This is a genomic window from Haloferax litoreum, assembly GCF_009674605.1.
In the GTDB taxonomy this organism is placed as follows: domain Archaea; phylum Halobacteriota; class Halobacteria; order Halobacteriales; family Haloferacaceae; genus Haloferax; species Haloferax litoreum.
On sequence record NZ_WKJO01000001.1, the window covers coordinates 2352653 to 2365226 of the forward strand.

General features: G+C 62.0%; 9 protein-coding genes. 5 read left to right on the forward strand and 4 right to left on the reverse strand.

Going from position 1 to position 12574, the window contains the following annotated elements; translation table 11 throughout:
- Window positions 1-141: 141 nt before the first annotated feature.
- The gene (gene thiI, locus GJR96_RS12140) at window positions 142-1317 is read right to left on the reverse strand and encodes a tRNA uracil 4-sulfurtransferase ThiI (RefSeq protein ID WP_151164033.1); all 1176 of its coding nucleotides are present in this window, start codon (window positions 1315-1317) and stop codon (window positions 142-144) included.
- Between the two features lie 242 nt (window positions 1318-1559).
- On the opposite strand from thiI, the gene ppk1 reads away from it, so the two are divergent.
- Window positions 1560-4070, forward strand: a complete 2511-nt coding sequence (gene ppk1 / locus GJR96_RS12145; RefSeq protein WP_151163155.1) for a polyphosphate kinase 1 — start codon at window positions 1560-1562, stop codon at window positions 4068-4070.
- Here the strand turns inward: ppk1 and GJR96_RS12150 are convergent, their stop codons facing one another.
- From GJR96_RS12150 to cyaB, 3 genes are all read right to left on the reverse strand, one after another.
- Complete coding sequence (locus GJR96_RS12150) at window positions 4071-6134, reverse strand: hybrid sensor histidine kinase/response regulator (protein WP_191965858.1); 2064 nt, start codon at window positions 6132-6134, stop codon at window positions 4071-4073.
- Between the two features lie 184 nt (window positions 6135-6318).
- A complete protein-coding gene (locus GJR96_RS12155; protein WP_151163157.1) occupies window positions 6319-7527 on the reverse strand; it encodes a methionine adenosyltransferase in 1209 nt (402 codons plus the stop codon).
- A gap of 108 nt (window positions 7528-7635) precedes the next feature.
- A complete protein-coding gene (gene cyaB, locus GJR96_RS12160) occupies window positions 7636-8193 on the reverse strand; it encodes a class IV adenylate cyclase (RefSeq protein ID WP_151163158.1) in 558 nt (185 codons plus the stop codon).
- A gap of 151 nt (window positions 8194-8344) precedes the next feature.
- On the opposite strand from cyaB, the gene GJR96_RS12165 reads away from it, so the two are divergent.
- From GJR96_RS12165 to GJR96_RS12180, 4 genes are all read left to right on the forward strand, one after another.
- The gene (locus GJR96_RS12165) at window positions 8345-8863 is read left to right on the forward strand and encodes a DUF6789 family protein (protein ID WP_151163159.1); all 519 of its coding nucleotides are present in this window, start codon (window positions 8345-8347) and stop codon (window positions 8861-8863) included.
- A 137-nt stretch (window positions 8864-9000) separates the two neighbouring features.
- A complete protein-coding gene (coxB, locus tag GJR96_RS12170) occupies window positions 9001-9732 on the forward strand; it encodes a cytochrome c oxidase subunit II (RefSeq protein WP_151163160.1) in 732 nt (243 codons plus the stop codon).
- A complete protein-coding gene (locus GJR96_RS12175) occupies window positions 9729-12302 on the forward strand; it encodes a cbb3-type cytochrome c oxidase subunit I (RefSeq protein ID WP_151163161.1) in 2574 nt (857 codons plus the stop codon). Before coxB ends, GJR96_RS12175 begins: the two co-directional genes overlap by 4 nt.
- Before the next feature lie 10 nt (window positions 12303-12312).
- Entirely contained in the window at window positions 12313-12573 is a 261-nt protein-coding gene (locus tag GJR96_RS12180) for a cytochrome C oxidase subunit IV family protein (protein ID WP_151163162.1), read from the forward strand.
- The last annotated feature ends 1 nt before the right edge of the window (window position 12574 follow it).

Below are 12574 nucleotides of genomic sequence, written 5' to 3' on the forward strand. Positions count from 1 at the left end.
TTCAATTGAACATGCGAAATAAATCAATACGTTCGTGAATATTCAAATGTGGTGGACGTTTGCACACCGCTCGTGTAGTGAACTGCCACGAGGTGAGCGAGTCCCCGTCACCTGCGCGACTGTCGAACCACCCCCACGCGGTCAGTCCTGCGACACAGACACGAGACGCCGATTCCGGGCCGCTTCGGCGGCGAGTTCGAACAGGTCGTCTGGTTCTGCTGCCTCGACGGCGGACAACGACGCGTTCGTCTCGGGGAACGACGGAGCGACCCGTTCGCACCCGACGGGGAGCGTCGAGTCGTCGTACGTCCCGATTTCGCGTGCCTCGGCGACGATATCGGTCTTGTCGCGCGTAAACAGCGGTCTGTGGACGGGGTAGTCGACGGCCGCCTCTGTGACGGCGATGTTCTCGCCGGTCTGGCTCGACTTCTGGCCTAACGACTCACCAGTGACGATGGAGTGGGCGTGTTCGTCTTCGGCCACTGTTGCGGCGATGGTGAGCATCACTCGACGCAACGAGAGCATTCGCGTGTCTTCGATGGTGTCCATCAACCGCTGGACGACGTCTTCGCCGGGGACGACGTGGACGCGAACGTCGAAGTTCGGCGCGCGACGTGCGATGGTCCGGACGGTTTCGAGTGCTCGGGCCCGGTGGTCTGCACCGCCGTAGTCGCCTAAGTCGACGTAGACGGGGACGATTTCGCACCCGCGGCGCATCATCTCCCACGCGGCGACGGGCGAGTCGATACCCCCGGAGACGAGGACGACTGCGTTCCCCTGTGTCCCGAGTGGTAAGCCACCGGGGCCGTCGAATCGCTCGACTGAGACGTAGGCGGCGTCTTCTCGACACTCGACGCGATACGTGACCTCCGGGTCGTCCAAATCGACGGGTGCGCCAGTCACTTCGACCACGCCAGAACCTGCCTCGCGTGCGATGTCGCGCCCAGAGAAGTCGTGGGCGTCTTTCGGGCCGACGCGGTCCTCGTCGATGGCGAAACTGGCACCATCGGGGTGGTCTGCGGCGAGGCTTCGGCAGACGGCGACCATCTCGTCCAGCGTCGGGTCACAGACCACGCTCGGACGGGCCCAGACCACGCCCGGAACCTCGGCGCAGGCGGCGGCGACTGCTTCGGGGTCGTCCGTGTTTCGGACGTGAATCCGCGACCACTCCCGTTCGACGCGTCCCGAGAGGGACCGGTCGTCGAGGACGGCCTGGAGGTTCTCACAGAGGCGGACCTCCATCTTCGCTCGAACGCTCGAACTCTTGGTCCCCATCTCGCCGTATCCGACGAGGACGACGTGCGCCGACTCGTTCACACGCATCGTTCTCCGTGTCCGCCCTTTAGATTCTCGTTCTGGCCCCGGAACCACCCGACCGTGTCATATGCTAACTAGGATGTTATATATCTCAACGTAGTACCATGTACCAGACTAGAGGGCCAAGGGGACCCAATATAAACCCCTTAATACGCGCTTTCCACTCTGTCTCTCATACTCGCTCGAACTACCGGCGACAGAGTCCGCCATAACACCCCACTGTCCGACCCCCATCCGAAAAAATGACTGACGAGTCGCCCGACGACATCGACCTCTCAGACCCACAGTACTACCTCAACCGTGAGTTGAGCGAACTGGAGTTCCAGTCTCGCGTCCTCAACGAGGCGTTGGACGACCGGAACCCGCTTCTGGAACGTGTTCGGTTTCTCGCCATCTTCACGAAGAACCTCGACGAGTTCTTCATGAAACGCATCGGTGGACTGAAACAACAGATAGACGCCGGCGTCACGGAGTGTACGGCCGACGGCCGAACCCCACGCGAACAGTGGGAAGAAGCCATCGACAAGGCCCGGCCGATGTTCGAACAGCAAGCGGCCTGCTACCGTGAAGAGATACGTCCCGCACTCGCCGCCGAAGGAATCTGCATCTGTGACTACGGGGACTTGACGCCCGACCAGCAGTCGCAGATGCGGGCCTATTTCGAGACGTCTGTCCTGCCGACGCTGACACCGCTTTCGTTCGACCCCGCACACCCGTTCCCGTTCATCTCGAACCTCTCTCTGTCCCTCGCGGTACTCACCCGCGACGACGACGACCAGACGTTCACCCGCGTGAAGATTCCGCAGAACCGCCCGCGACTCGTCGAAGTCGACGCTGACGGCGACGAACGGCGATTCGTCCTCCTCGAAGAGGTCATCCGCGCCAACCTCGACTTGTTGTTCCCGAACGTCGAGGTTCTCGACACGGCGGTGTTCAAACTGACCCGCAACGCCGAAGTCCGGCGTAACGAGGAGGTTGCAGAGGACCTCATCGACATGATTGAGGAAGTCCTCGAACAGCGACGGTTCGCAACCGTAGTCCGCCTCGAAATCGAAGCGGACGCTCCCGAGTCTGTTCGACGGCTCCTCGTCGAGCAGTTGGACCTCGACGAACGGGAGGTGTTCGAACTGGAAGGACCACTCGACTACCGCGAGTTCATGGACCTCACTGACCTCGACAGACCGGACCTCTCTCTGGATTCGTGGACGCCACAACCACACCCTCGCCTCACGGGACTCGCTGCCAGCAACGTGGGAACAGATGGAGCAGACGAGACCATCTTCGACAGGATTCGCGACAAGGACGTGCTGTTGCACCACCCGTATCACTCGTTCGGTGAGACGGTCCAGGAGTTCCTCGACGCCGCGGCGAACGACCCGAACGTCCTCGCAATCAAGGCCGCAATCTACCGGACTGCGGCCGATTCGAAGGTCATCGAGTCACTCATCGACGCCGCCGACAACGGCAAACAGGTCGCCGCGATGGTCGAACTCAAAGCCCGGTTCGACGAGCAGAACAACCTCGAATGGGTTCGCAAACTCGAAGAAGAGGGCATCCACGTCGCCTACGGGACCATCGGCCTGAAGACGCACACGAAGACGGCACTCGTCGTCCGCGAGGAAGAAGACGGTGTGCGTCTCTACTCGCACGTTGCGACCGGGAACTACCACTCGGGCACCGCGAAAGGCTACGTCGACCTGGGCGTCCTCACGGCGGACCGAGACATCGGACAGGACCTCGTGAAGGTGTTCAACTTCTTCACCGGCCCATCGCTCGACGAGGAGTTCCGGAAACTCCTCATCGCGCCCGTCACCATGCGCAACGAGTTCACGAAGTGCATCAGGCGCGAAGCGGAACACGCTCGCGCGGGACGTTCGGCGCGCATCGTGGCCAAGATGAACGCGCTCGAAGACCCCGGCATCGTCGAGGAACTCTACCGCGCGTCGATGGCAGGCGTCGAAATCGATTTGCTCGTCCGCGACATCTGTCGCCTCCGACCGGGTATCGACGGCCTCTCGGAGACAGTCTCCGTCAGAAGCGTCGTCGACCGTTTCCTCGAACACTCGCGCATCTTCTACTTCGAAAATGCGGGTGCCCCCGAGTATTACGTCGGGTCGGCCGACTGGATGACGCGCAACCTCGACAAGCGTGTGGAGGCCATCGCACCGGTCGAGGACCCGGACATCCGGGAGCAACTCAGGTTCGTCCTCGAACTCGGCTTGGCCGACAACCGGAAGGCGTGGGAGATGAACCCCGACGGGTCGTACGAGCAACTGACGCCGGACGGTGACCGCACTATCAACATGCAGTCGATTTTGATGCAACAGACTCTCGCCGCACGAAAGCGCAACGACGTGTACCGCGGTATCCCGGCGTCGCACCCGGACGTCCCCGAGACGCTCCTGGTCGAACCGAATCCGACCGTCATGCGGCCTGCAGACGCCCCCGACCCGCAGTCTCTCGCCACCGAAACCGTCTCGGCCGTCACCGACCGCAGTGAGTCGGCAAACGGGAGCGAGAGGGGAACCGAACAGGACGCTTCGACCGAGGCCAAATCGACCGCAGACGACGCACCCGCCGCACTGGGCAACGGCGACCCACAGCGAATTCTCGACCGATTCCCGAGTAAGTGGTACGTCCCGGACAGCGAACACTACGAATACGCGGTCCGGACGCCGAACGGCGACCGAGCGTACCGAAAGACGCCCACCGCGGCGGCGAACTTGGTGCGAAAATACTACGACACGCGGTAATCAGTCGGAGACGACTTCGACGCCGCGGAACTCGAAGACACTCCCGCCGAGGTCCGAGTTCAGCGTCACGGTCCAGCAGTGGCCCGACGCGATGCGTTCGACCAGTGCCAATCCGAGTCCGGCCCCGTCGTTGCCGGAGACGCCGACTGCCCACGGGTTATCTGCCACGTCGTCCGGGAATCCCGGCCCATCGTCGGCGACGGTAAACCCGTCCGCGCACCGACCGACCGTCACTCGAACACCGTCGTCACTGTGCTCCACGGCGTTCCGGAACAGGTTTTCGAGGAGTTGGACCAACCGCGACTCGTCGGCCATGAGTTCCCAGTTCGGGTCGATGTCGAGCGAGAGCGTCGCGTCGTCTGACGCGACGTGTCGCCACGCCTCCTCTGCCGCCTCGGCGACAGAGACCGGTTCGAGTTCGCCGGTGTCTTTTCCTTTCTTGGCGAGGTCCAACATCGAATCGACCAGTTCGTTCATCCGGTCGAGTTGGTCAGAGACCGTATCGAGACGCTCGATATCACCTTCTTTGGCGAGTTCGAGGTTGCCGCCGGCGATAGCCAACGGGTCACGCAGGTCGTGTGCGACGCTGTCTGCGAACGTCCCGAGTCGTTCGTTCCGCCGAGCGAGACGTCGTTGACTGCTCTGGAGTGACCGGATTCGCTCGTGGTTGCCCGTCACGTCGGCGTTCACCGCCACGAACGCGTACCGCTCGCCGCGGTCGTTTTCGATGGGCGCAATCGTCTGGTTGGCGACGTACTCGTCGCCGTTCTTCTTCCGGTTGATGATGCGCCCGCGCCATACGTCGCCGTCGAGGATGGTCTGCCAGAGGTTCTGATAGAACGCGGACCCGTGGACGCCAGACTTGAGGACACTGGCGTTCTTCCCGACGACTTCGTCGGCGTCGTACCCGGTGACCTGCTCGAACGCCGTGTTCACCCACTGGATGGTGCCAGTCTGGTCGGTCAGGTAGATGGTGTGTCCTGCCCGATTGACCGCTTCTTTGTATCCACGGAGACGCGACTGCAGTTCGATACGGTGGAGTGCGTGTGCGATATCGTTCGAGAGTTCGACGAGTAGTTCGCGCTCCGGTCCATCGAAGACGTTCGGGCGTTCCGCGTAGACTGTGAGGACGCCCCACTCTTCGTCCCCGCGCGTGAGGGGGACGCTCAGACTCGACCGTAACCCGTGTTCGAGTGCGTCGTCGCGCCACGGTTCGAACGATGGGTCTGTCTCGATGTCGGCAGTCGCCTGTGGTCGGCCACTTCTGAGGACGCGGCCGATGGGTCCCCGACTCTGTGCACCGCCGTCAGTTTCGACGACCATGTTCTCCACGTACGACGTGCCGGTCCCAGCCATAGCAACCGGGTCGACGCGGTTAGTCTCGGGATTTGGTTCGCCGACCCACGCGAGCGAGCAGTGACCGTCGTCGACGAGCGTCTCACACACTTGCTCGAAGAGGTCGGTGTCGGAACTCGCTCGGACGAGTCGCTGTCCGACCTTCCGAACCGTCTCGGAGAGTCTGGCCCGTCGTTCGGCCTGTTGGCGAGTTCGTCGCTGTTCGACCGCGTGACGAATCCGGTTGGCGAGACGCATCGCGACGGCCGACCCGCGGTCTTTGAACATGACGTCGGTCGCTCCTGCGTCGATGGCGGATTCGACGAGAGACGCGTCGCGACGTCCCGTGAGGAGGACGAGCGGAATGCCCGAGTCACGTTCTCTCAGCGACGTGAGTAACGAGATTCCGTCTTCGGGATGCATCTCGTAATCGGAGACGACACAGTCGATGTCGGTCTCGTCGAAGACCTCCCGTGCCTCGGCCGCCGACGAGGCGAACTCGAACTCGAACCCATCTTCGACGCGTCGCACCTGTGCCGCGACGAGTGAGGTGTACGACTCGTCGTCGTCGACGAGGAGGACACGAACGTGGTCTGCCCCGCCCGCGCCTCTCGTGTGTTCTGGTCGTGGCCGTACCTGTCCACCGTCCGTCTCGATTGTACTCTCCCGTCGCTGTTCGACTGTCCGACGTGCCCGGTGGTCGTCTGCCTGTGTCGTGTCTCTGACCATCCCTGATACTCCGTAAGCGGGGTGCCACCGCCTACCACTTACGTGGACGATTGACCACGAGGGCATAAAACTAGCTAGAAAAACTGGACAAAAAGCCAACATAAACCCGAATATTTGGGCTAATTATAGTGGGTGGGTTCGACGACGGGGGCCGTCGGTCGAGGTCGGTGAGTGAATCGCCCGGTCAGAACGTCGAGAGTTCGCCCTCGATGGTGCGCCGCGTGATGTCGGTCACGTCGGCGAGTTCGCGGTCGATTATCGCGACGACTTCGTCTTCGATGTCGGCGACGGTGACGCCGTCCTCGGTGATGACTTTCGCGTCGGCGACGTGGGGTTCGTCGATAGGGCGGCCAATCTGCGAGAGCAGGCGGACCTGCAAGTCGCGAATCCCTTCGACTTCGGCGACCACAGTCTCGGCGATGTGAGTCGAGAGGAGGTTGTAAATCTTCCCGATGTGGTTGACGGGGTTCTTGCCCGACGTGGCTTCCATACTCATCGGCCGGTTCGGCGTGATGAGGCCGTTGGCACGGTTGCCACGTCCGACAGACCCGTCGTCACCCTGTTCGGCGGACGTTCCGGTCGTCGTCAGGTAGATAGAGCCTGCTTCGTAGTCGTCGGCGGTGTTGACTTCGACGTTGACCTCGCGGTCGGTGTACTCACTGGCGAGTTCGGTGACGAACGCACGGACGTTCTCGACGGCGTCGATGTAGTCGTCGATGTCGTCGATGTAGGAGTCTATCATCGCGGCGGCGACGGTCACGTCGATAACGTCGCCCTCGCGCTTGCCCATGAGTTTGATGTCCTGTCCGAGCTCGGGGTGGTCGTCGCCGTAGCGTGCCCCGTTGAGGGCGCGTTCTGCTTCGAGGACGATTTGCTCCGTCTCGGTGAGTGGGGCGTGTCCGACACCGAAACTCGTGTCGTTGGCCATCGGGACTTCCTGCGTCTCCTCGCCGAACACGTCTTGGAGGTCACCGGACCCCTCGCCGAGTTTCACGTCGACGATAATGTCGGTTCCGACGTCGAGTTCGGGGATGTTCTCGTTCAGGTACTCGCGCGCGGCCCGGAGGGCGGCCGAGTCGACAGGGAGTTTCTTCCCGTCGTACTCCTTGGTCGCCCGGCCGACGATGAGCAGGTAGATGGGTTCGATGACCTCGCCGCCACCGAAGGCGGGCGCAGCGGTCCCGGCCACGAGTTGCGTCTCGTCGGTGTTGTAGTGGAGGACCTTGCCGACGCGTTCGAGGTAGAGGTTCGAGAGCGCGCGGGAGACGCTCTCGGCGATGCCGTCGCAGATAGAGTCGGGATGACCGATTCCCTTTCGCTCGACGATTTCGACCTCCTGGTCCTCGACCGCGCGCTTCTCGGCGGATTCGAGGCGGATGTTTCGGTCAGTCATTGACGGGACGTACCCAGCGGGCGGTTCTATAACTTGCGGAAACCTTGCTGGCAATGTGTATTACTACCACGTATCGACAGACGGGTGGCGATGCGGTTTTCCCCGGTGTCACTCCTCGGGTGCACCGAGGAGCATCCCGAGATAGGAGGTTCGAATCTGGTCGTCTGGGTCGAGGCCGAGTGTGTCGAGGACCGAAAACGCGCCTTCGCGTGCGCTGTCGACACCGTCTTCGACTTCGATTTCGACTTCGACGAACTCGCCGAGGCCGGAGACGGTGTCGAGTGAGACGGTGTACCCGTCGACGACGAAGCGTTCGCGCTCTTTTTCCACCGTCGCTGCGGGTTCGAACCCGACGGCCGTACAAATCGCATCCATCGTCTCGCCATCGTGGACGCCGGTTTCGTACTCACGCCGGGTCTTCGAGGAGTCGTCGACGAGTGGTCCTTTGTAGGTGACGTTGGTCTCCTCGCCGACGACGTCGTCACCGTCGAAGCGCGTCTCGCGCCGGAGGCGAAGCGCCTCGTCTGTCTCGGCGAAATCCTTGTGTGGTGCGTCGTAGTAGGTGTCCGTCTGGGCGACTCGGTTCACCTGCGTCGCGTCTACCGCTTCGAGTCGTTCGCGGACGACGCCGTGGTCGGCGCGGACTTTGACCTCGACTTCGTACATCGTCCGCTCTGTCGGTTCGTGCGACAAAAACGTCGGCGACTCGCCGGTATTCCTGTCGCGTTCGTGAATCCTGATAGAGGACGATACTCTCGGATATATCATTATTAATTGTTACCCTTTATTGTGAGGGCCGTTGTAGTACGACGGGACGATGAGTCAAGAAACGCCGAGTACCGCGATAGGCGAAGTCGAACAACCGGCCGGAGAGACCATAGAACCCGCGATTACCGGGCGCGTCGTCCTCACCGCGATGACGGGCGGGCTAATTGGAACGGTGCTGATGCTCCCGATTCTCGTCGGTATCCCCGAGTTACTCGGTCTATTCTTGACCGAACCAATCACGCGATTCGCAGGCATCGCGTTGTTCTTCGGGTTCGAACCGAGTGTCGCACTGGGCGTCGTCTTGTTCGGCATGGGCGGCGTCTTCGTCCTCCCCATCACGTTCGTCGTCGTCGGGGCCTTCCTCCCGCCGGAGGAACCCGAGTACCTTCGAGGCGTCTCGTTCGCGACGCTGTACTGGGTCGGGTTCGTCCCGGCGTTCTGGCCAGACCAGAGCATCGCCGTCGTCGCTTCGTTCTTGTTGTTCTCGCTGGCGGCGCACTGGGTCTACGGACTCGTCCTCGGGTTCACACTCGACCGGTTCGCTGAAATCCCACAGCACGAGGTCTGAGTACGCTCTCGTCTCTCTCGATTCACGCGGTACTCGGCCCCTACCTCCAGTCTTTCGCACTCGACGACGAGTGGACGCCGTTCGCCGAAACAGTGATTATCATGAACGTTAATTAACATAGACGGGAGATGTTACCAATGGGCACGCCACTCCTGCTCAGTCACTCGGTATTTCTCCAGTCGGGGCTCGTCCCGCGGGGAACGCGCGTCATCGTCTTCGAGAGTATCTTCGAGGTGTTCCTCGTCCTTGGGTCACTCGTCGGCGTGGTCGTCATCGGCTACATGCTCTACAACGCCTACAAGTACCGCTCTGGGTCCAGCTACGGGTCGGACGACGAGGCGGACCGACCCATCTTGGGTGAACTCCCGATGGGCGACTCCGGTGGCCGAAAGTTGGCAACCTCGTTTTTCATGAGTATGATTATCGTCGTCTCGTTGGTGTCGTGGACGTACCTGACGCTTCTGTACGTCGAAGAGGGGCCGGCAGACCAAGAGTCGCTGGACATCCAGGTCGAGGGCTACCAGTTCGGGTGGCGATTCACCTACCCGAACGGTCACACCACTGACGGCGTGCTTCGCGTCCCGGCGGACCAACCAATCGAGTTGCAGGTGACGTCAGCCGACGTCTTCCACAATTTCGGTATCACAGCGTTGCGTGTGAAGACGGACGCAATCCCCGGACAGCAGACTGAGACGTGGTTCGTCGCCGACGAACCGGGTACCTACACCGCACAGTGTTTCGAACTGTGTGGGGCGGGTCACTCGTACATGTCCGCTGAGGTCATCGTGATGCCGCCCGACGAGTACGAGGAGTGGTACGAGAGCACCGGCAACGAGACTGAATCCGCATCCATGGAGGTTCCAACATGACCGAACAGAACCCCGAGCGTACAGACGGTGGCACAGAAGTCGGACGCGACGTCGTTCCCGCGGCACACGACCACGACGACCACCACGACTTCCCCGGAACGGGGAGCATCAAACGCTGGTTCGTCACGACGAATCACAAAGACGTCGGCATCCTCTACATCGTCACGTCCCTGTTCTTCCTCGTCCTCGGCGGCGTCCTCGCGTGGTTGATGCGTATCCAACTGTGGGCACCGCGCGCCCCCGGTGAGACGATTCTCGCCCCCGTCGCGTACAATCAGGCCGTCTCCGCACACGGCCTCTTGATGGTGTTCTGGTTCCTCTCGCCGTTCGCGTTCGGCTTCGCTAACTACGTCGTCCCGCTCCAACTCGGTGCGAAAGACCTCGCGTTCCCGCGACTGAACGCGCTGAGTTACTGGCTGTACCTCTTTTCGGGCATCCTCTTCGGCGTCTCCTTCTTCCAGGGGGGCACCTTCTCCGGCGGGTGGACGATGTACGCCCCCTTGAACGTCCCCACGTTCACACCCGACGTGGGGGCGTCGACGGCAGTCTTGGCGCTCGTCTTGTTCGTCGCCTCTGTCACCGTGTCATCGGTCAACTTCTTGACGACGATGCATCGGATGCGAGCAGAGGGGCTCACACTCCGCAACATGCCGCTGTTTAGCTGGACGATTCTCCTCACCGTCTGGATGATGCTCTTCGCCTTCGCAGCACTCCTCGCCGCGTTGATGGTCCTCTCCGCTGACCGCCTCCTCGGGACGACGTACTTCGCGATGGAGTCACCGGCCGGGTCGCTCCTGTGGACACACCTGTTCTGGTTCTTCGGCCATCCCGAGGTGTACATCGTATTCTTCCCGGCACTCGGTGTCATGGCCGAGGTGTTCCAGACGTTCACCGGTCGCCGCATCGTCGGCCGGAAGTGGTTCATCCTCGCGATGCTGCTCGTCGCCATCCAGAGTTTCGTCGTCTGGATGCACCACATGTTCCTGACGAGCATCAACCTCCAGGTGAAGACGCTCTTCATGATTACGACCATCGGCATCTCGCTGCCGTTCGACCTGATGGTGTTCGCACTCATCTACACCATGCTGAAGGGGAAGATACGCTTCACCACGCCCTTCCTCTTCGTCTTCGGGGCGCTCTTGTTGTTCATCATCGGTGGCATCACCGGCGTCTTCCTCGGCGCTGTCGTCCTCGACTACGAGTTCCGCGGCACGTACTGGGTCGTCGCCCACTTCCACTACGTGATGGTCGGCGGCGTCACGGCACTCGTCGGGGGACTCTACTACTGGTTCCCGAAGATGACCGGCCGCATGTACGACGAGTTCCTCGGAAAGGTCCACTTCGCGACGTACTTCGTCGGGTTCAATCTGCTGTACTTCCCGCTGTTCGTCGCGTGGGAGACGCCGCGCCGCGTCTTCGACTACGCGCCGGAACTCGCGCCGTGGCACCAAATCGCCACCATCGGCGGGTTCATCCTCGGATTGTCGTTCCTCATCATGTTCTACAACCTGTTCAAGAGCGCATTCGACGGCGACCCAGCACCCGACAACCCGTGGGAGTACGCGACGACGGCCGAGTGGGCCGTGTCGTCGCCACCGCCGTTAGAGAACTTCGAAGGGACACCGACCTACCGGGACGGCCACCTCTCGTTCATCCTCGACCGTGACCCGGACGGACCATCTGGACCGTCGGCCACTGCGGACGGTGGTGTCGCCGACGGCGGTGTCGCAACCTCGCCGCATACGGCGGTGACGAGGGAGTACGAGGTTGTCGAGACGACGGAAGCGGAGGTCGAAGGCCCGAGTCACGCCAGTATCTGGCCGTTCGTGCTGTCGCTGGGGGCGTTCTTCGTCCTCCTCGGTATCTCGCCGATGCAAGACGCGGCGTTCCCGAACGGGACGATGGGCGCGGCGTACGTGACGACGGCGGTGGCCGGTGGTGTCATCACACTCGGGTCACTCGTCGCGATGGGCCTCGAACCGTTCCACGGTCCGGTCTTCGAGGAGGGCGAAGCGTGGCCCTTCTCCGGCATCGACAACGGCAAGGTGGGGATGTGGATATTCCTCGCCTCCGACGTGGTACTGTTCGGTGGGTTCCTCGGCGCGTACATCTTCACGCGCGTCGCGTTCGGCTGGACCGTCTGGGAACCAGTTCCGCCGGACCCGATTCCGGGCCTCGTCAACACGTACATCCTGTTGACGAGCAGTTTCACCGTCGTCCTCGCACTCGTCGCGGCCGAAAAGAAGCACAGGCTGGGTGTCGTCACGAGTCTCGCGGCGACGTTCGTCCTCGGGGTGGGCTTCCTCGTCAACAAGGGACTCGAGTGGCAGCACCTCTTCCACGAGGGCCTGTGGCTCTCGACGAACGTCCAGACGTCGACGTTCTTCCTCACGACGGGCCTGCACGCCGCACACGTCGTCGCAGGCCTCGTCATCACCCTGTATCTGGTCGCTCGCGCGTGGGGAGGTGCGTACCTCGAAGACAACCGGTCGGTGGAGTACTTCGGCCTCTACTGGCACTTCGTCGACATCGTCTGGTTGTTCCTCTTCCCGCTGTTCTACATTCTGTGAGGTGACCAAGATGGTATCAACAAAATTCTATACAGTGATTTACGTGGTATTGTTCGTCTCGGCGACGATTCAGGTGCTCGTGGAGTTCGCGGGGCTGAACTACTGGACGGCGTTCGGCATCATCCTCGTCCTCTCGGCGGCCAAAGCGGTGCTGGTCGCGGCGTACTTCCAGCACCTCCGGTTCGAACCCCGCTCGCTGACGTACCTCGTTGGAATCGGACTGGTGGCCGCGCTCGCACTCACCGTCGCGGCGTCGTATTCGCTCCTGTGAC